Source organism: Micromonospora sp. KC213 (assembly GCF_004348325.1).
GTDB lineage: Bacteria > Actinomycetota > Actinomycetes > Mycobacteriales > Micromonosporaceae > Micromonospora.
In genome coordinates this window covers 1-18,299 of the sequence record NZ_SMKF01000118.1, presented here as the reverse complement: position 1 = coordinate 18,299, position 18,299 = coordinate 1, and the positions used below count along the sequence as shown (strand labels likewise).

Sequence of the window (18,299 nt, the reverse complement as noted above, 5' to 3'; positions counted from 1 at the left end):
CGCCCCGACCCCGGCCCTCGCTCCGGCCCTCGCCGTGCCGGGAGCCCCGGCCGCCCTCACCGCGACGCGACCGGCCGCCCAGGTCCTCCTCGACCTCGGCGGCTAGCCCGGCGCGGGTCCGCTCCGCGGTCGGCAGGGTGCCGGTGACGTCGGTGGGGATGTCGAGGTCGGTGTAGAGGTGCGGCGAGGTGTGGTACGTCTCGGGCGGCTCGGGCATCTCCAGGCCGAGCGTCTTGTCGATGATCCGCCAGCGAGGCGCGTCGTCCCAGTCGACGAAGGTCACCGCGACGCCGGTCGCCCCCGCCCGACCGGTCCGGCCGATGCGGTGGGTGTAGGTGTCCTGGTCCTCGGGGCAGTCGTAGTTGATGACGTGGGTGACGCCGCTGACGTCGATGCCGCGGGCGGCGACGTCGGTGGCGACCAGCGTGTCGATCTTGCCGGCGCGGAACGCCCGCAGCGCCCGTTCGCGGGCGCCCTGCCCGAGGTCACCGTGGACCGCGGCGACCGCGAAGCCACGGAAGTCCAGGTCCTCGGCGAGCCGGTCGGCGGCGCGCTTGGTCCGGGTGAAGATCATGGTGAGGCCACGCCCCTCCGCCTGGAGGATCCGCGCCACGATCTCGCTCTTGTTCATCGAGTGGGTGCGGTACGCCAACTGCCGGGTCAGCGGCGACGGCCCGGTCTCGGCGGTGTGGCCGGCGTGGATGGTCACCGGGTGGCGCAGGAAGCGCCGGGACAGGGCGACGATCGGGTCCGGCATGGTGGCCGAGAAGAGCATGGTCTGCCGATCCTCCGGCAGCATCGCCAGGATCTTCTCGACGTCGTCGAGGAAACCGAGGTCGAGCATCCGGTCGGCCTCGTCGAGGACCAGCGCGCGAACCCGGTCCAGTCGCAGGTGCTTCTGCTTCTGCAGATCCATCAGTCGGCCCGGCGTGCCGACCAGGATCTCCACGCCCTTGCGCAGTGCCTCGATCTGCGGCTCGTACGCGACACCGCCGTAGATCGGCAGCACCCGCACGCCCCGGGTCCGGCCTGCGGCGGCGAGGTCCTTGGCGACCTGGATGCCCAACTCGCGGGTAGGAACCACGACCAGTGCCTGCGGCACGCCGTCGCCGCCCTCGTCCGGGGCGAAGACCCGCTCCAGCAGCGGTACCCCGAAGCCGAGGGTCTTGCCGGTGCCGGTCGGTGCCTGGCCGATCAGGTCGCTGCCGCGCAGCGCGATCGGGAGCGCGTACTCCTGAATGGCGAAGGCGCGGGTGATGCCCGCCGCGGCCAGCGCCTCGACGGTTTCGGGCCGCGCGCCGAGCGCGGCGAAGGTGGGTGCCTCCGGGCGGACCGGGGCGGTCGGGGCCAGTTCCTGGCCCCCTGTCGTGTCGAAGATCTGTTCGCTCATCTGGATCTGGGGGTGCCCTCTCGTGGTGCGCCCCGTCTTGTCCTCAGGGCGCGATTCGGTATGGCGCGGGCCACGCGGTCGGGGGCGGAATCGCCGAGCCGGACCGGGCCGCACGCGCGCCGTGGGTCAGTTTTCGATCAGTCCGGGCCTTGATCGGATCTGATCTGACCGGATCTGGCTCTGATCGGATCTGGCTCTGATCTGGTCGGCGCCCACGGCAACCACTTCATCCTACCTGAGCGGCGGATCTCCGCCCCTGGGCCGGGCGAGAGCGTCCCACGGGGGGTGGCGAAATGTGACCTGAGTCACTGAAAACTCGGTCGTCGGCGTCGGGCGGTACCCTGCGCTCGTGCCCGCGCCGACGACTCCCGAGGCCGTGGTCGACCTGATCGGCCTGGTCGCCTACGGCGAACTGCTCGCCTTCGACCGGATGGCCGCCGACGCGCGACTCGCCCCCGACCTGCGCCGCCGGGCCGCCCTCAGCGAGATGGCGGCAGCGGAGATCGGCAACTACCGGCGGCTCGCCGACTGGCTCACCGCGCTCGGCGCCGCCCCCGAGGAGGCGATGGCGCCGTACGCCGGGGCGTTGCAGGCGTACCACGACTCGACCGAGCCGAAGGACTGGCTGGAGGCGGTCACCAAGGCGTACGTCGGCGACGGGATCACCGACGACTTCCTCGGCGAGATGGCCGACCGGCTCGACGAGCCGTACCGGCAGCTGCTGCGGGACGTGCTGCACGACACCCGGTACGCCGAGTTCGCGGTGGCCGAGATCCGAGCCGCGATCGAGGCCGATCCACGGGTGGCCAACCGGCTCTCCATGTGGGCCCGGCGGCTGGTCGGGGAGGCGCTCTCCCAGGCCGGGCGGGTCGCCGCGGCGGACCGGGGGGCGCTGACCGCCCTGATCGGACAGGACGGGATGGACGCGCCGGCGCTGTTCGGCAAGCTCACCGCCAACCACACCGCGCGGATGACCGCCGCCGGCCTCAACAACTGACGGCCCCTGCGGGCCGGCCCGCGACGGCGCACGCCGTCGCGGGAACCCGGACCGGGGTCAGCGGACGGTGAAACCGACCGCGCGGGGCGACGCCTCGGCGATCTCGACGTAGGCGACCTTGCCGACCGGCACGATGATCCGCCGGCCCTTCTCGTCGGTCAGGGAGAGGGTGCCCTCGCCCTTGGCGACGGCGTCGGTCACGATCCGCTCGATCTCGGCCGGCGACTGCGCGCTCTCCAGAACCAGCTCGCGCGGCGCGTACTGCACGCCGATCTTGACCTCCACTGTGCCTCCTCAGGTGGGCGAAAGAGCCGCCGTTGGGAAGGCTATCCGATCTCGGGGCCGGATGTTCAGGCTGACTCACCTTGCAGCGGGAAGCTCGCTATCCCCCGCCAGGACAGCGCGGCCACCAGCGCCTCCGCCTCCGCCTTGGGCACCTGCCGGCCGCCGGCCAGCCAGAACTGGGCGGCCGTCTCGGCCGCGCCGACCAGGCCGGAGGCGAGCAGCTCCGCGTGTGCCCGGCTGACCCCGGTGTCCGAGATGATGGTGTCGGTTATCGCCGCGATGCAGCCCTGCTCGACCCGCTCCACCCGCTGCCGGACCGCCGGATCGTTGCGCAGGTCCGACTCGAAGACGAGCCGGAACGCCTCGCTCTCGTGGTCGACGAAGTCGAAGTAGGCCCGCACCGACGCGCTGACCCGCTCCTTGTTGTCGTTGGTCCCGGCCATCGCGTCGCGCACCTTCGCGACGATGGCGTCACAGTGCGTGTCCAGCAGCGCCAGGTACAGCTCCATCTTGCCCGGGAAGTGCTGGTAGAGCACCGGCTTCGAAACCCCCGCCCGCTCGGCGATGTCGTCCATCGCAGCGGCGTGGTAGCCCTGGGCCACGAACACCTCCTGCGCCGCCGCGAGCAGCTGCTTGCGGCGGGCCGAGCGGGGCAGGCGGGTGGGCCGGCCGGCGGTGTGCGCACCGTTCCCCACAGCGGTCATGGGAACCTCCGAGTTTCTCCGTACGAGCCGGCACTTTCACCTCGTACCGGTCCTGGGTATCGCCCCGTCCCGGAATTGGCCCGCCGCCGTAACTTATCGCCACTGTCACCACACGGTAGCCTCAGCGGGGGCGACCAAGGAGCGCGCGGTGAGTGAATCAGGGCAACCCGGTGCCGCCACCCCGGGAGAACACGGTGACGGAACGGGTCGGCAGGACGATCCCGCCCGCTCCGGCAGCGGGTGGGCACCTGCGGGAACCGGGTGGTCCGGCGGGGCGGACACCCCGGCGTACCGCGAGGCGCTCCCGCCCTGGCACCGGTCCGAGCCGACCGGATGGAGCGCCTCCTCCCCGAGCTACGGCGACCTGCCCGCGCCGCTGCCCGACCCGCGGTCGGACGACGGGTCGGCCCCCCGCAACGGGCGGTCCCGGGTCAACGGCATGAGTCATCCGGGCGAGGAGGCCCCGGCCGGCCGCGCGGCCCCGGTCAGCGCCCCGCCCACCGCCTGGTCCGCGCCCGACGTCCGCCACGACGCCGACGCCCGGCTCGCCGTGCCGATCCAGCGGTCCGCGCCGGAGACCGAGCGGCCGGCCGACCCGGACGCCGGTGCGGCCCGGCACTCCTCCGACGAACCGTCCCGGTCCGGCCGGTGGTCGGAGGGGAACCTGCCCTCCTCGGCGCCACCGGCCGCGCAGGTGCCGCCGGTGGGCACCGCCGCGTCCGGCTTCGAGGTGCCGCACGGTTCCCACGTCCAAGGGGCGGATCGCGTCGAGGCCGCCGGGCCGACCGCCGAGCCGCCGTCCTGGGCGAGCCGCGCCGAGGCCGGCGCGTCCGCCGCCGAGCCGCCGTCCTGGGCCGCCCGCTTGCCGCCCGAGCCCGTCGAGGAGGAGCGGGCCGCCGATCCGTCCGCCGCCCGCCGCGGCGCCGACGAGCCGGACTGGTCCGGTCCGAGCTGGAACCGTCCCAGTTGGGGCGGGGGCTGGGCGCCGTCGTGGGCTCGCGAGGAAGAGGAGCCGCCGCCCGGTCGCCGCCCCCGCCGCGAGCGGTCCATGGAGTGGTCGGCCGAGCCGGCTCGCCCGTACGAGCCGGTGCGTGCCGAGCCGGCTCGCCCGTACGAGCCGGTGCGTGCCGAGCCACCCCGCCCGTACGAGCCGGTGCGTGCCGAGGTGCCCCGCCCGTACGAGGTCACCCGCTCCGCGCCGGAGTCGAAGCCCGCGCCGGAGCCGGCTGGCCGCCTCACCGACCGGCCGTCCTGGGCCGATCCGTCCGTCCCAGCGCCCGCCGGGGCGCTGCCGCGCAGCGCGCCGCCCGCCGACGCGCCTGCCAGCGGCCCGCCCGCCGACGTGCAGGAGCCGCCTGCCGAGGCCCCCGCCGAGCGGGCCGGCCGGCCGGTCCACCTCCGGTCCGTCCCCGTGCAACCCAGCCTCGGGGCGGACCTGCCCGCCCACCCGCCGGCACCTGCCGGTCCCGGCGCCGCGACGACCATCGCCACGAGCGGGCCGCGCCGCCTCGAACCCCCGTCTCCCGCGCCCGTCCCGACGAGCGCGCCACCCTACGCGGCCCGCCGTTCCGCCCCCGACCCCGTCTCCGTGGCCGATCCGGTCCCGACGGACGAAGCGCCGGGCGCGGCGGTACTGCCGCAGCGCGTCCCCGCCGAACCGGACGTGCCCGTCGTCCCGGAGCCGCCAGCCGTGGATCCACCAGCCGAGACCCCGGAACTCGCCCGTATCGCCACCCACCTGCGCCGCGACGACGAGCCCGCTCCGCCGCGCGAGCGGCCGGAGGGCTTCGACGTCGACGCCATCCTGGACGCCGTACGCGAGGTGGCGGGGGTGCGGGACGCCACGCTGCGCCGTACCACGGCCGGCGCGCACAGCCTCCGGCTGGACCTCGCTGACGGGGCGGACGCGGCCGAGGTGAGCCGGATGGTGGCCCGTCTGCTCCAGGAGCGGATGGGGCTGGCCGCTGCCCCGCAGAACCTGCCCGGGGTGCCCGCCCCGGCGCCGACGCGACGTCGGTCGGGTCGACCGGTGGCCGACGCCCCCGAGGCCGCCCCGCCGCTGCTGGAGAACCGCCCACCTGCGGACTCCGGCGCCGTCCGCGAGGCTGGCCTCCGGCCGCCGGAGCCGGGGTCGGCGCCGGCCGGCCGGTCGCGGCTGTCCGCGCCGATGGACGGTGCCGATCGGCTGTCCGTGCCAGCGGACGGGGTCGACCGGCCGCCCGTCCGCAGCGGCTTGGCTGCGGATGGGCAGCCCGCCGGAAGCGACCGGGCGGACGAGCCCGACCCGGCCGCGGGGGTGTCCCGCCGCCGACGGGCCCCCGTGCACCGGGGTCGGGCGAGCGTGGAGGAGCCGGCGGGGGCAGCCGGCAGCCCGGTGACGCTCGGCACGTCGTACTCGGGCGGGCAGATGACCACGACGGAGACCGCGCCCTCCCGCCCGCTGGAGGTCGGCGATGTGCCGGGCCCCCGGGTGGTGATCGACCACGTCCAGGTCAGCACCTTCGGCCTGGACGCCACCGTCGAGGTGCGCCTGCTCGCCGGCGAGGACACCGCCGCCGGGCACGCCAGTGGGCCGGCGGTGGACGGGTACGTCCTGCGGCTCTGCGCGGTGGCCGCCGCGGCGGCGGTGGACCGCCTGCTACGCGGCGCTGACGGCGCGGGCGAGCGGGGGCGGTGCTTCGTCGAACACGCGGCGGTGGTGCCTTTCGGCAGTTGCGAGGTCGCCACGGTGGTGGTGCTGCTGGTCTGCGACGGTTGGGTCGAGCAACTCGCCGGTTCGGCGCTGGTGGCTGGTGACCCGCGGCAGGCGGTGGTGCGGGCCACGCTGGCCGCGGTGAACCGTCGGTTGGAGGCACTGCTGGCCTGAGGTCGGTGGTGGTGTCGGTGCAGCTATCGAGGAGCAGACTGCCAGGCATGAAGCGCGCCGCCCTCTGGCCCGAGAATTTGTTGCCCCCGCACGACGTCCCGCCGCCCTGGCCCGGCCGGGAGGTGCGCCTCGACGGCACCGTCACCTACGTGCGGGAGACGCCGGCCACCGGTCCGGACGCCGAGCCGGCGTTGTACGTGCACGGGCTGGGCGGCTCGTCGCAGAACTGGACGGACCTGGCCGGACTGCTCGCCGGCCGGCTCGACGGCCAGGCGATCGACCTGCCGGGCTTCGGGCGCAGTGAGCCGGGGCGCAGTTACACGATTCCGGCGTTCGCCGAGCGGGTGGTGCGCTGGATCGAACACTCCGGGCGGGGTCCGGTGCACCTGTTCGGCAACTCGCTGGGTGGGGCGATCGCGGTGCGGGTGGCGGGGCTGCGTCCGGATCTGGTGCGGACCCTCACCCTGGTCTCCCCGGCGCTGCCGTTCCTCGGGTTCCACCGCTCGGTGCAGGGTCGGATGCTGCCGTTGTTGGCGATTCCGCGCGGTGAGCGGCTGGCGGCGTGGCGGCTGGCCCAGATCGCTCCCGAGGTGATGGCCCGGCAGGCGATGGAGGCGTGCGTGGCCGACCTGAGCCGGATCAGCGAGCAGCGTCGGCAGGAGGCGCTGGAGGAGATCCGGGTGCGGTACGAGGCCAGCCACTACGCTGCCGCGTACGTGCGTACGTTCCGGGGTCTGGTTTCCTGCTTCGTGCGGTCGTACCTGCCGGGTCCGGGTTCGATGTGGCGGATAGCCGCGTCGATCCAGGCACCCACCCTGGTGATCGGGGGAATGCAGGACCGGCTGGTGGACGTCCGGGTGGCACCGCAGGCGGCCCGGGTGATCCCGGACAGCCGGCTGATGATGCTGGCCGGGGTCGGGCACGTGGCCCAGATGGAGGTGCCGCGCACGGTGGCCCGCGCGGTTCTGCACCTGCTCGCGGAGGTCAGGGAGGGTGGGAAGGGGCCGGGCATGGCAGGCTGAGCGGGATGGTCGAGATCCTCTCGCGCCGCCACCGGCGTCCGCCTGCGGTGCACCGTGCCCGTTCGCTCGCCGTACGTCCCCGGTGGACGGTGCTGCTGGTCGCCGCGCTCGCGGTCGCCGCCGGAGCCGGGGGCGCGCTCTCGGCCGGCGGTGCCGACCCGGATCCGGGCCGCGCGCCGCTCGCCGCGGGGGCGGCGGCACCGACCCCGGAGGGGGTGGACGCGTCGCTGGTGCCGGTGTCGTCGCAGCCTGTCACCCCGTCGACCGCCGCGTCCGACCCCGCCCCGGTGCTCCAGGTCGCGGGTCCGGTGCCGGCCAGCGGGAAGGGCAGTTTCGGGTACGACGACCGGCCGGGGCCGACGCTGGGGCGGGCCGGTCGGGTGCAGCGGTACCGGGTGGCGGTGGAGCACGGTTCCGGTGTGGACGTGCGGGACTTCTCCGACCAGGTGCAGGCCGCGCTGACCGGCCCGGGTAGCTGGGTGGACTCGGGTGAGCTGCGGTTGCGCCGGGTGCCTTCCGGCGAGTCCGTCGACTTCACGGTCTACCTGGCGACCGCGACGACGGCCGGGCGGATGTGTCTGGCCGGGGGCGTGAACATCCGGGTGGGTGGCCGGCCCTACACGTCCTGCCGGGCGCCGGGAAAGGTGATCGTCAATCTGGAGCGGTGGCAGCGGTCGGTGCCGCATTTCGTGCGGGGCGGCGTGCCGTTGTCCCTCTACCGCCTCTACGTGGTCAACCACGAGGTGGGACACCAGCTCGGCCACGGCCACGAACGCTGCCCCGGCCGGGGTCGGCCGGCTCCGGTGATGCAGCAGCAGACGCTCTTTCTGGACGGCTGCACGGCCAACCCGTGGCCGTACCTGGACGGAAAACGGTACCGGGGACGGGCGCTCTGAGCCGGTACGTGCCAGTGAAACATCTTCGCGATAACTGCGGTAAAAGCAGGTGTATGCCCGATTGGTCTGGGATGCTGGCGAGGTGGACGCTTTCCCCTTCCGCCGCGCCGCCGACCGGCTCCGGCACCGCCCGAGACGTGGCCGTGTCGCCCTGGGTGTCCTGGTGGCGGTCGGCGCGACGGTCGCCACGGTGACCACGCCCCGTCCAGGCCCGCCGCCGACCGTCGCGCCCGCCGCCGCGCCGACCGGGTACGGGCTGGGTGCGGGCGAGCGGCCCACGCCTTCCGCCGGCTACCCGACCGGCGGCCCCGGGCGGTTCGACGTCGCCGGTGGTCGCTCGCGGGTGCGGGGTCACGACGGCCCGCTGCGCCGGTACCGGGTCGCCGTGGAGCAGGGCAGCGGCCAGGACGTCGACGCCTTCGCCGCCGCCGTGGACGAGGTGCTCGGCGACCCGCGCAGCTGGATCGGCTCGGGCGAGCTGCGGGTGCAGCGGGTGCCCGAGGCCGGCGAGGTCGACTTCACCGTCTTCCTCGCCACTCCGGCCACCTCCGAGCGGATGTGCGCGGTGGGTGGGTTGCGCACCGAGCGGTACACCTCGTGTCGGCTGCCCGGCCAGGTGATCATCAACCTGGCCCGGTGGATGGAGGCCGTGCCGGACTACGGTGCCTCGTTGGAGACCTACCGGGCGTACGTGGTCAACCACGAGGTCGGGCACGAGTTCGGCGAGCGGCACCAGGCCTGCCCGGGCCCGGGGGAGCCGGCACCGGTGATGCAGCAGCAGACGTACGGCCTGAAAGGCTGCGTCGCGAACGCCTGGCCGTACGTCGGCGGGCGTCGATACGATGGTGCGCCGACCGACGGGGTCTGACTTATTCCCGCTCCCGCATGTCGGGCGGCGTGTCCCTGCTCATGGCCGATCGCCGGTGCAGCGAGCGACAATGGGCCGGTTCGCCACCAGCCGATCCCGGGGAGTCCACCGTGTCGCTGCCCCCGCTCGTCGAACCCGCCGCCGAGCTGACCGTTGACGAGATCCGCCGCTACTCGCGCCACCTGATCATTCCGGACGTCGGGGTGGAGGGGCAGAAGCGGCTGAAGAACGCCCGGGTGCTCTGCGTCGGCGCCGGCGGTCTCGGCTCGCCGGCCCTGATGTACCTGGCCGCCGCCGGAGTCGGGACGCTGGGCATCATCGACTTCGACACCGTCGACGAGTCCAACCTCCAGCGCCAGATCATCCACGGTGTCTCCGACATCGGCCGTGCCAAGGCCGAGTCCGCCGCCGCGTCGATCCGGGAGATCAACCCGCTGGTCACGGTCGAGATCCACAACACCGCGCTGGACCGGGACAATGTCCGGGACATCTTCTCCCGCTACGACCTGATCGTCGACGGCACCGACAACTTCGCCACCCGCTACATGGTCAACGACGCGGCGGTGCTGCTCGGCAAGCCGTACGTGTGGGGCTCGATCTACCGTTTCGACGGCCAGGCGTCGGTCTTCTGGGCCGAGCACGGCCCCTGCTACCGCTGCCTCTACCCGGAGCCCCCGCCGCCCGGCATGGTGCCCTCCTGCGCCGAGGGCGGCGTGCTCGGCGTGCTCTGCGCGTCGATCGGCTCGATCCAGGTCAACGAGGCGATCAAGCTGCTCACCGGAATCGGTGAGCCGCTGGTCGGCCGGCTGATGGTCTACGACGCCCTGGAGATGACCTACCGCAAGATCAAGGTCCGCAAGGATCCGAACTGCGTGCTCTGCGGCGAGAACCGCACGGTCACCGACCTGCTGGAGGACTACGAGGACTTCTGCGGCGCGGTGTCCGAGGAGGCGCAGGAGGCGGTCGTCAACTCCACCATCACCGCCACCGAGCTCAAGGAGTGGCAGGACGCCGGGAAGGACGTCTTCCTGGTCGACGTTCGTGAGCCCGCCGAGTACGAGATCGTCCGGATCCCCGGAGCCACCCTGATTCCCAAGGGCGAGATCCTCTCCGGTGAGGCGTTGGCGAAGTTCCCCCAGGACCGGCAGATCGTGCTGCACTGCAAGTCCGGGGTGCGTTCCGCCGAGGCGCTCGCCGCGCTCAAGGCGGCCGGGTTCTCCGACGCCGTGCACGTCCAGGGCGGCGTGCTCTCCTGGATCAAGCAGATCGACCCCTCGCTGCCCGCGTACTGACCGAGCGGCCCCGGGACCGGCTCTGCCCCCGGGCCGGCCGGCTCTGCCGACCGGCCCGGGCCGACGGCGATGCGGCCACGGACGGTGACAGTAGTGCTGATCAGCCGGCACAACCCCCCACCGTGACGGGGCATTGCCAAACGCCATGCTCGTCGACGGGCACGCCAGGGTCGCGCCGGTAGCCGGCCGGCGGACGGGCAAGCGGGCCGTCCGCCGGAGGCGGACGCGCGTTTTCGCAGGTAGCGTCTCTGTCGTGATGGATCTGGAGGCGGCGGTCGGGTTCGTCGTGGCGCACGGGGACGCGGTGGACCGGGCGCGACTCTCCCGGCTGCGCACCGGCGCGCCGGTCCCCGCCGAACTGCTCGACGCGGCCGAGGCGGGGCAGTCGCCCGACGGCGGGTGGCCTGCCATTCTCGGCGGCGAGGTCTCCTCGGTCGACGCGACCTGTTTCCGCCTGGCCGAACTGGACGACCTGGGTGCGCTCAACCGCCCGGCCGCCCGGCACGCGCTCGACTGGCTGGCCGCGCGGCAACTGGCCGACGGCGGATGGGACGAGGACCCGAGGCTGGCCGGGGTCGCCCCGGAGTGGGCTCGCCCGGGTGACCCCGAGGCTCACCTCTACCTCACCGCGTACGCCGGGTTCTGGCTGACCGTGGCCGGGCTCGACGCCCGGGCCGCCGGCCCGCTCGACCACCGGGTCGGCGGGGCGTACGCCGGGGTGGTGCAGGCGGCGGCGCACGCGCTGGCCGCGCGGCTGGCCCCGGACGGCAGTTGGCCCTCGTTCCTGCCCGCCGGCTGGCTCAGCGCGGCGGTCCTGCACCGGCAGGCGATGTACGACGAGTCGGCCCGGATCCAGGCGGTGCTGGCCGAGCGGGTGCCGACGATGTCCCCGGCCGACGTGGCCTGGCTGGTTGCGACCCTGCGCCGGGTCGAGGTGGACCAGGAACAGTGGCTGCTGGTTTCCGCCCGTCGGCGGCTCGCCGAGACCCAGCGCAGCGACGGCGGCTGGGACAGCGACGACGGGCACCAGTTCGACGTGCACACCACCCTGACCGCGATCCGGGCGGGCCGACCGGTGATCACTTCAGCTGGCTGATCACCAGCGGCCACCAGCCGTCGGGGGCGAACGCGGCCGGGTCGATGCTCTCCAACACCGTACGCAGCTGTTCCGCCCGTTCGGCCCGGCCCGGCTTGCCCTCGTCGGCCTCGACGAAGAGCGCGAACTGGTAGAGGAACTCGACGAAGGTGCGGAAGTTGGTGTTCACCGGCTGGACGTCCTGCTGCGCCAGGTCGAACTGGAGGATCTCCCCGGTGCGGGGGTCGAGCACGTAGAGCAGGTCGGTGTTGTCGGCCACCGCGCCGACCACGATCAGCCGGATGTCCAGCGAGCCGTCCTCGGTGGTCAGCTGGATGGTGTCGTACAGCTCGATGTCGCCTTCGAGGAACGCGGTGAACACCACCGCCACGTCGAGCGGGATCTCGTCGCCCTCGGGGAGCATGTCGGGGCCGAAACCCCCCTCCAGCCACGCCTCGCGCGGGTACGGGATGAGTTCGTCGGAGTTCCACAGCGCGGTGAACCGGGGATCAGCGGCCATGACGGTCCTTCGCGGGGTCGGCGGGTGGGTCAGGAGGACAGGCCGGCGGCGATCAGCAGCCGCCGCCAGTTGTCGGCGTACTCGCCGGCATGGCGGCCCTTGCGCAGCCGCTGCTCGGCAGCGGCGGGACCGAGGACGACGGCGACCAGCTCCGGATAGCGAGGGCCGAGCACGTGCTCGTCGAAAAAGGTGGCGACGTCGGGGGCGATGACGGTGAACTCGACGTCCTCGTCGGGGTGCTCGTACTGGTAGACGTAGGCGCTGGACTCCATGTAGTACACGTCCAGGTCTTCCCGGTCGAGGTAGATCGGGTCGCCACCGCGGATCTCGGCCCGGAGGCCAGGGGGGACGCTGTCCATCTCGTAGCCGACGATGAGTGGGCTGCCCATCGGGTCGTCCGGGTTGACCTCGTCCTCCTCCCAGGTCTGCGGGGTGAGGATCTCCTTGGGCGCGTGGAACCGGAAGTTGTCGCCCTCCAAGCGCCGGAACAGGCTGTAGACCTCGGCGACGCCGGGCAGGTCGGGGATCGGCTCCAACGGTGCCGGCCCTTCGACGCGCACACCGAAGCCGTGCTCGGCCTCCACCCGGGTGAGCAGTTCCAGCTTCTCGGCGATCCGGGCGAGGACGGCCGGGTCGGGCCGGGTCATGGCAGGACCCTCACGATGACCGGGGTGCCCTCGGGGACGTCGCGCAACGCCAGGGAGATCTCGCGGCCGAGCTCACGGTTGGTCCAGGCGTCCATCAGCCTGAGGTTAGCGTATGTGTCCGCTCCGTCGAGTTGTAGCTCGTGGATGTGGTCCGGGTCCAGCCCTTCGCCTCGGGCCCGGATCGGCCCTCGGCCGCCGTAGAGGCGTTCGACGAGTTCCTTGTTGGCCAGGTACTGGTTGGTCTCCCGGGTGCCGTGCTCCTGGGTCAGCCGCCTGTTCCTGGTCAGCCGGCGCGTCACCCGGTCCCGGAAGACGTTGGTGCGGGTCCGGGTGCCCGGCTTGGTTCCCCGGCCCCCCTGGTGGTAGACGTTGTTGGCCGTCCGGTCCGACTTCGCCTTGCTCAACCGCCCCTGCTGGCCGAGCCGGACCAGGTCCCTGGCCTTCCGGTCGAAGTCCTTCTTGTCGAAGTCGGGCCGGTTTCTCAACACCAGCACGGCCGGGCCCCGCGGGGTGGTGCCGTTGGTCTTGGCGGTGCGGAACACGTCGGCGTTCTCCAGGTACGCCGAGAGGATCTTGGCGCCTCTGGCCTGGGTCTGCCGGGGTGGGGTGGTCCGCTTCCTAGCCATTCAGCACCGTGTTCACAGCCATGCCGATGAGCTGGTCGATGATCAGCCCGGTGATCATCTTGAAGATGGGGATCTGGAGCAGGGACGCCCCGAAGGTGGCCACCGCCGTGGCGATCGCCTGTGCGATCTGGATCGCCAGCACGACGAGCTGGATGATCACGTTGATCTTGAGGGCCAGCACCACGCCCGCGGCGGCCATCAGCCCGATCGCGATGACGTTCGCCGGATTGGCGGCGTCGGCGATGTTCCGGACGGCCGACTCCCTGTCATTCCACTCGCCGGCGAACGCGCTGAAGCTCTCTCCCCGGTTGGTGTCCAGTACCGTCCGCGCCGCCGACTCCAACTGGGCGACCGAACCGTTGATCCGGCCCGCCATGCCGGTCCACTCGCCAGCCAGCCGGAACAGCGCCGTCTCGTCGGACTCGGGCCAGTCGTACCCGAGCATCGAGAGCAGCGAGGCAAGCTCCCCCGGCAACGTCAGACCCACGCCAGCTCCTCCCTCAACCCAGCTTGTCGAGGATCGACCGGAGAGCGCCGGTGACGCCATCCTCCACCGCCCGGTAGCTCTCCGCCATCCCGCGCAGGCCCTCGGCGTAGCTCTCCAGCTCGGTGATGTTGGTGCTCAGGCACTCGGCCAGCGCCTCCACGCACGCCTGGTGGGCGACGCCCAGCAGCATGCCGATCTCGTCACCGCCGAAGGCGTGCTCGTACCCGCCGACCGCTGCCTGGAACGACTCGAAGGTCTGCCGGACGCTTTCCTTCGCCTCGGCGAGCTGCTCCGCGCCGCGGGTCAGTGCGTCGACGTCGACGTCGAGGGGCTCCACGATCAGCTCCGCTGCTGGAGCTTGCGCATGGTCTCGCTGATCGCGAGGCTGATCTCCCGCATCTGCCGCAGGCCCTGGTCCTGGAGGCGTTCCACAGTGGCGGTCATCGCGGCGAGGTCGGGCATCGGTTCGGTGCCGGCAACCGCCTCGGGCTGCCCGTCGAGCGCCGCGTTCACCGCCCGGCGCAGCTCCTCGGCCAGATAGTCCGAACCCTCGCGCAACACCCGGGGGTCGATCTCGACCGCGCTGCACCGCCCGTCGGGACCGAGGGTGAGGCGGATCCGCCCATCAGCGGCCTCGGCCACCGACTCGACCCGCTCCGGCGCGGCGACGGCGCGCTGCGTCTCCCGCAGGGCCGCCCGGGCCTGCGCCAGTTGCTGTTCCAGGGCGTCCTCACCCAGCATGCCGCCTCCCCAGAGCTGGCCGCCTCGCACCGTGCCCAGCCTACCGACCCGGTGCGACGCCGCCGGCCGTAGTCCACAGCGGAGCTCAACCTCGCAGGTGACCGTCCCCGGTGACGACGTACTTGGTGCTGGTCAGCTCCGGCAGGCCCATCGGGCCCCGGGCGTGCAGCTTCTGCGTGGAGATGCCGATCTCGGCGCCGAAACCGAACTCACCGCCGTCGGTGAACCGGGTGGATGCGTTCACCATCACCGCCGCCGCGTCCACCCTGGCCACGAACTCGCGGGCCGCCGGCTGGGAGTCGGTGACGATCGCCTCGGTGTGGCCGGTGCCGTACCGCCGGATGTGCGCCACCGCCGCATCCAACGAGTCGACCACGGCGACGGAGATGTCGGCCGAGAGGTACTCGGTGGCGAAGTCCTCCTCGGTGGCCGGGACGACGGCGGCGGAGTACCCGGCCACCCGGTCGTCGCCGTGCACGGTGACCCCGGCCTCGGCGAACGCGGCCAGCACCGGCGGCAAGAAGGCGTCCGCCACGTCGGCGTGCACCAGCAGGGACTCCGCGGTGTTGCAGGTGGACAACCGCTGGGTCTTGGCGTTCAGGGTGACCGCCACCGCCTTGGCCAGGTCGGCGGCGGCGTCCACGTAGACGTGGCAGTTACCGACACCCGTCTCGATCACCGGCACCGTCGACTCCTCGACCACCGTGCGGATCAACGACGCGCCACCGCGCGGAATCACCACGTCAACCAGGCCACGGGCCCGCATCAGCTCCTTGACCGAGTCGCGGCTGGTGGCGTCGAGCAACTGCACCGCGTCCGCCGGCAGGCCGGCCCCGGCGACCGCGTCGCGCAGCACCGCGACCAGCGCGGCGTTCGAGTGCGCCGCCGAGGAGGAGCCGCGCAGCAGCGCGGCGTTGCCGGACTTCAGGCAGATGCCGGCGGCGTCCACGGTGACGTTCGGGCGGGCCTCGTAGATGATGCCGACCACCCCGAACGGCACCCGGATCTGGCGCAGCTCCAGGCCGTTGGGCAGGGTCGAGCCGCGTACCACCTCGCCGACCGGGTCGGGCAGCGCCACCATCTGGCGCAGCGCGTCCGCGATGCCCGCCACCCGGCCCGGGTCGAGGGCGAGCCGGTCCAGCACGGCCGCGCTCAGCCCGGCCTCCCGCCCGGCTGTCAGGTCCGTCGCGTTCGCGGCCAGGATCTGCGGGGTACGCGCCACCAGCGCGTCGGCCATCGCGTGCAGCGCGGCGTCCTTGGTGGTACGCGTGGCGACGGCCAGTTCTCCCGCCGCCTTCCGGGCCCGGTGGGCCTGCTCGCTGACGCTCATGCCTGCACTCCTCACAGCAGCACGAGGTCGTCGCGGTGGACGACCTCCCGTTCGTACGCCGGGCCGAGCGCCGCGGCGAGCTCTCCAGTGGAGCGGCCGAGCAACCCCGGCAGTTCCACCGCGTCGTAGTTGACCAGCCCCCGGGCCACCGGTGCGCCGTCGGCGTCCACCAGGTCCACCGGGTCGCCGGCGGTGAACGCGCCGTCCACGGCGGTGATCCCGGCCGGCAGCAGCGACTTGCGTCGGCCCACCACGGCCTGCACCGCACCGGGGTCGAGGTGCAGCCGGCCCCGGGGGGCGGTGGCGTGGGCCAGCCAGAACAGCCGGGCGGCGGGGCGGCGACTGCTCGGGTGGAAGAACGTGCCGAGCGGTTCGCCGGCGAGCGCCCCGGCGGCCAGCGGCGCGGCGGTCAGCACGACCGGGATGCCGAAGCCGGTGGCGATCCGGGCCGCCTCCACCTTGGTGACCATGCCGCCGGTGCCGACGCCGGCCCGGCCGGCCCCGCCGACGTCGACGCCGGCCAGGTCGCCCTCGCCGTGCACCTCGCTGATCCGGGTACTGCCCGGCTGGGTCGGGTCGCCGGTCCACAGCGCGTCGACGTCCGACAGCAGCACCAGCAGGTCGGCGTCGACCAGGGCGGCGACCAGGGCGGCCAGCCGGTCGTTGTCACCGAAGCGGATCTCCTCGGTGGCGACCGTGTCGTTCTCGTTGACGATCGGCACGGCGCGCAGGTCGAGCAGCTTGCGCAGGGTCCGGTACGCGTTGCGGTAGTGCGCCCGGCGGGTCACGTCGTCGACGGTGAGCAGCACCTGCCCCACGGTGAGCCGGTGCCGGGCGAAGCCGGCCGCGTACCGGCCGATCAGCAGGCCCTGCCCGACGCTGGCGGCGGCCTGCTGGGTGGCCAGGTCACGGGGACGGCGGGCCAGCCGGAGCGGGGCCAGACCGGCGGCGATCGCGCCGGAGGAGACCAGCACCACCTCGCACCCGGCGGCGGCGCGCGCGGCGAGGGTGTCCACCAGGGCCTCGACCCGGGCGTCGTCCAGCCCGCCGACGGCGGTGGTCAGCGAGGACGAACCGATCTTGACGACGATCCGTCGGGCCTGGATGACTGCTGCGCGCACCCGACCATTCTGCGCTGTCGGCTCTCCCGCGCCCCGGTGGGTTCCCATATCGTGGCAGCTCGTGACGGCTGATGAGTATGTCGAGGCGGTGCTCGCGCTGGTCGAGCGGATCCCGCCGGGCCGGGTGATGTCGTACGGGGCGGTCGCCGACGCGCTCGCCGAGCGCTCGGGGCGGGCCTCGGCCCGGCTGGTCGGTGCGATCATGGCCCGGCACGGGGGCGGGGTGCCCTGGCACCGGGTGGTGAACTCCGCCGGCCGGCTGCCGCCGGGGCACGAGGTGCAGGCGCGGGCCCGGCTGCGCGCCGAAGGCTGTCCGCTACGGCCCGCCGGCGTGGACATGGCCGCGGCGAGCTGGTCGCCGGCCGACAGCGGGTGACCGCAGGGGGGCGGGAGCGGCGACCCGACCGACGCGGGGTGCGGGGGCGAACCCCGCACCCCACCGGTCACCGGTAGGCGATCCGGACCGTATTGTCCTCGTGGTTGACGTCGGGCAGGACGTCGAACCGCTCGTCCATGGGTTGTACGTTCACCTCGGCCGTGCCCGTGCCGACACGGGATCCGGGAGCGGCCCGGAAACCCAGGGTGAGCCCCCGCTCCTTGCCCGCCGCCAGGCGGCTCAGGTCACAGGTGATCGGCCGGCCGGTGGTCCCCGGGCCGTTGTTGCAGGCCGCCCAGCTCTCCCCGTCGGGGAGCAGCTCCGGCGGCACGTCCAGCCGCAGCGCCACGTACGGCAACGGCCGGTCGTCGCTGTTGCGGACCCGAACGACGATGCTGCCGGTGCGGGAGCCGTCGGGCTGCTCGGTGAGCACCAGGTCGGTGGCGGTGACCGCGACGTCCGTGAGGTGACGGTTCGGCCCGAAGGCGGTCGGCCCGGACACCTGCCCGAACGAGTCCCCGTCCCAGCGGTAGCCCCGCCACTGCCGCTGCGACCACTCGCCCGGCCAGCCCCCGCCCGGGTGGATGTCGCCGACCTGCACCCGGACCACGCCGTCGTCGCGCACGTCGACCGCGATCAGCCACTGCGGCTTGTCGATGGTGCTGGCCACCACCCGCCCGAGGGTGACCACCCGTCCGGCGGCGTCCCGGTCGAAGACCACCACCTGTTGCGGCCCGCCGGTGCCCAACGCGCACCGCACCAACGCCACCGTCTCCGTGGCCCCGTCGGAGTCGACGTCGCCGTGACCGACCGCCAGCAGGTGATTGGTGCCCTCCCGGCCGTCACCGGTGAGCCGAACCCCGGCCGTCGGGCAACCCGGCCCCGCGCGCCAGGCCGGCAGTGTCACCGGCATGGCGAGCAGTTGCGACCGGTTGATCCGGCCGTCCGGCGGGGTCGGGGTGGAGCTGGTGCCGCTCGCCGACGGTGCCGGCGTGGGGCGGGTCGACCGGCTCGGCGTCGGCGCCGCGGTCAGGCTCGGGGTGGGGTCGACCGGGC

The 18,299-nt window shown here is 73.5% G+C and carries 20 protein-coding genes; 8 read left to right on the top strand and 12 right to left on the bottom strand.

What is annotated here, in order from left to right; translation table 11 throughout:
- Positions 1–1,390: DEAD/DEAH box helicase (locus E1166_RS21395; RefSeq protein WP_132341388.1), on the bottom strand; the 1,390-nt coding region annotated here is incomplete at its 3' end.
- Positions 1,391–1,739: 349 nt separating this feature from the next.
- Between E1166_RS21395 and E1166_RS21390 the strand changes: the two genes are divergently transcribed.
- The gene (locus E1166_RS21390) at positions 1,740–2,387 is read left to right on the top strand and encodes a ferritin-like fold-containing protein (RefSeq protein ID WP_132341386.1); all 648 of its coding nucleotides are present in this window, start codon (positions 1,740–1,742) and stop codon (positions 2,385–2,387) included.
- 57 nt (positions 2,388–2,444) lie between these two features.
- On the opposite strand, the gene E1166_RS21385 is transcribed toward E1166_RS21390, so the two are convergent.
- On the bottom strand, positions 2,445–2,672 hold the full coding sequence (locus E1166_RS21385) for a DUF3107 domain-containing protein (RefSeq protein ID WP_091198458.1): 228 nt from the start codon (positions 2,670–2,672) through the stop codon (positions 2,445–2,447).
- Positions 2,673–2,737: 65 nt separating this feature from the next.
- Positions 2,738–3,376: a TetR/AcrR family transcriptional regulator gene (locus E1166_RS21380; protein ID WP_132269956.1), complete on the bottom strand. Its 639-nt coding sequence runs from the start codon at positions 3,374–3,376 to the stop codon at positions 2,738–2,740.
- A 148-nt stretch (positions 3,377–3,524) separates the two neighbouring features.
- On the opposite strand from E1166_RS21380, the gene E1166_RS21375 reads away from it, so the two are divergent.
- The 6 genes from E1166_RS21375 to E1166_RS21350 all read left to right on the top strand — a co-directional run bounded on the left by E1166_RS21375 (position 3,525) and on the right by E1166_RS21350 (position 11,416).
- A complete protein-coding gene (locus E1166_RS21375; protein ID WP_132341384.1) occupies positions 3,525–6,242 on the top strand; it encodes a hypothetical protein in 2,718 nt (905 codons plus the stop codon).
- Between the two features lie 47 nt (positions 6,243–6,289).
- Positions 6,290–7,264 carry an alpha/beta hydrolase gene (locus E1166_RS21370; protein ID WP_132341382.1) on the top strand — a complete coding sequence of 325 codons (975 nt, stop codon included), beginning with the start codon at positions 6,290–6,292 and terminating at the stop codon, positions 7,262–7,264.
- Between the two features lie 5 nt (positions 7,265–7,269).
- Positions 7,270–8,160, top strand: a complete 891-nt coding sequence (locus tag E1166_RS21365; RefSeq protein ID WP_132341380.1) for a DUF3152 domain-containing protein — start codon at positions 7,270–7,272, stop codon at positions 8,158–8,160.
- Positions 8,161–8,242: 82 nt separating this feature from the next.
- Positions 8,243–9,028 carry a DUF3152 domain-containing protein gene (locus tag E1166_RS21360; protein WP_243710468.1) on the top strand — a complete coding sequence of 262 codons (786 nt, stop codon included), beginning with the start codon at positions 8,243–8,245 and terminating at the stop codon, positions 9,026–9,028.
- Positions 9,029–9,069: 41 nt separating this feature from the next.
- Positions 9,070–10,320: an adenylyltransferase/sulfurtransferase MoeZ gene (moeZ, locus tag E1166_RS21355; RefSeq protein WP_243710469.1), complete on the top strand. Its 1,251-nt coding sequence runs from the start codon at positions 9,070–9,072 to the stop codon at positions 10,318–10,320.
- A 145-nt stretch (positions 10,321–10,465) separates the two neighbouring features.
- Positions 10,466–11,416 carry a prenyltransferase/squalene oxidase repeat-containing protein gene (locus tag E1166_RS21350; protein ID WP_132341390.1) on the top strand — a complete coding sequence of 317 codons (951 nt, stop codon included), beginning with the start codon at positions 10,466–10,468 and terminating at the stop codon, positions 11,414–11,416.
- Here the strand turns inward: E1166_RS21350 and E1166_RS21345 are convergent.
- The 8 genes from E1166_RS21345 to proB form a co-directional block, all read right to left on the bottom strand.
- On the bottom strand, positions 11,400–11,915 hold the full coding sequence (locus E1166_RS21345) for an SUKH-4 family immunity protein (RefSeq protein ID WP_132341374.1): 516 nt from the start codon (positions 11,913–11,915) through the stop codon (positions 11,400–11,402). The two genes, E1166_RS21350 and E1166_RS21345, sit on opposite strands and share 17 nt — an antisense overlap.
- A 29-nt stretch (positions 11,916–11,944) precedes the next feature.
- A complete protein-coding gene (locus E1166_RS21340; protein ID WP_132341372.1) occupies positions 11,945–12,562 on the bottom strand; it encodes a hypothetical protein in 618 nt (205 codons plus the stop codon).
- Positions 12,559–13,188 (bottom strand): hypothetical protein, encoded by a 630-nt coding sequence (locus tag E1166_RS21335; protein ID WP_132341370.1) that lies wholly within the window; start codon positions 13,186–13,188, stop codon positions 12,559–12,561. The genes E1166_RS21340 and E1166_RS21335 overlap by 4 nt, the downstream gene beginning before the upstream one ends.
- Positions 13,181–13,675 (bottom strand): hypothetical protein, encoded by a 495-nt coding sequence (locus E1166_RS21330; protein ID WP_132341368.1) that lies wholly within the window; start codon positions 13,673–13,675, stop codon positions 13,181–13,183. Before E1166_RS21330 ends, E1166_RS21335 begins: the two co-directional genes overlap by 8 nt.
- A gap of 13 nt (positions 13,676–13,688) precedes the next feature.
- The gene (locus E1166_RS21325) at positions 13,689–14,012 is read right to left on the bottom strand and encodes a PE domain-containing protein (RefSeq protein WP_132341366.1); all 324 of its coding nucleotides are present in this window, start codon (positions 14,010–14,012) and stop codon (positions 13,689–13,691) included.
- 2 nt (positions 14,013–14,014) lie between these two features.
- Positions 14,015–14,416, bottom strand: a complete 402-nt coding sequence (locus tag E1166_RS21320; protein WP_132341364.1) for a YbaB/EbfC family nucleoid-associated protein — start codon at positions 14,414–14,416, stop codon at positions 14,015–14,017.
- A gap of 85 nt (positions 14,417–14,501) precedes the next feature.
- On the bottom strand, positions 14,502–15,746 hold the full coding sequence (locus E1166_RS21315; RefSeq protein ID WP_132341362.1) for a glutamate-5-semialdehyde dehydrogenase: 1,245 nt from the start codon (positions 15,744–15,746) through the stop codon (positions 14,502–14,504).
- Positions 15,747–15,757: 11 nt separating this feature from the next.
- Positions 15,758–16,915 (bottom strand): glutamate 5-kinase, encoded by a 1,158-nt coding sequence (gene proB / locus E1166_RS21310; protein WP_132341360.1) that lies wholly within the window; start codon positions 16,913–16,915, stop codon positions 15,758–15,760.
- Between the two features lie 13 nt (positions 16,916–16,928).
- On the opposite strand from proB, the gene E1166_RS21305 reads away from it, so the two are divergent.
- A complete protein-coding gene (locus tag E1166_RS21305) occupies positions 16,929–17,243 on the top strand; it encodes an MGMT family protein (protein ID WP_132267503.1) in 315 nt (104 codons plus the stop codon).
- A 67-nt stretch (positions 17,244–17,310) separates the two neighbouring features.
- Here E1166_RS21305 and E1166_RS31105 read toward each other — a convergent pair.
- Positions 17,311–18,299: hypothetical protein (locus E1166_RS31105; RefSeq protein ID WP_165944401.1), on the bottom strand; the 989-nt coding region annotated here is incomplete at its 5' end.

Excerpts from the sequence above, each read along its gene's own strand:
- E1166_RS21335 (WP_132341370.1), bottom strand. The coding sequence starts at position 13,188 with ATGGCTAGGAAGCGGACCACCCCACCCCGGCAGACCCAGGCCAGAGGC.
- E1166_RS21340 (WP_132341372.1), bottom strand. The coding sequence starts at position 12,562 with ATGACCCGGCCCGACCCGGCCGTCCTCGCCCGGATCGCCGAGAAGCTG.
- E1166_RS21345 (WP_132341374.1), bottom strand. The coding sequence starts at position 11,915 with ATGGCCGCTGATCCCCGGTTCACCGCGCTGTGGAACTCCGACGAACTC.
- E1166_RS21370 (WP_132341382.1), top strand. The coding sequence starts at position 6,290 with ATGAAGCGCGCCGCCCTCTGGCCCGAGAATTTGTTGCCCCCGCACGAC.
- E1166_RS21315 (WP_132341362.1), bottom strand. The coding sequence starts at position 15,746 with ATGAGCGTCAGCGAGCAGGCCCACCGGGCCCGGAAGGCGGCGGGAGAA.
- proB (WP_132341360.1), bottom strand. The coding sequence starts at position 16,915 with ATGGGAACCCACCGGGGCGCGGGAGAGCCGACAGCGCAGAATGGTCGG.
- moeZ (WP_243710469.1), top strand. The coding sequence starts at position 9,070 with ATGGCCGATCGCCGGTGCAGCGAGCGACAATGGGCCGGTTCGCCACCA.
- E1166_RS21350 (WP_132341390.1), top strand. The coding sequence starts at position 10,466 with ATGCTCGTCGACGGGCACGCCAGGGTCGCGCCGGTAGCCGGCCGGCGG.
- E1166_RS21320 (WP_132341364.1), bottom strand. The coding sequence starts at position 14,416 with ATGCTGGGTGAGGACGCCCTGGAACAGCAACTGGCGCAGGCCCGGGCG.
- E1166_RS21365 (WP_132341380.1), top strand. The coding sequence starts at position 7,270 with ATGGTCGAGATCCTCTCGCGCCGCCACCGGCGTCCGCCTGCGGTGCAC.
- E1166_RS21380 (WP_132269956.1), bottom strand. The coding sequence starts at position 3,376 with ATGACCGCTGTGGGGAACGGTGCGCACACCGCCGGCCGGCCCACCCGC.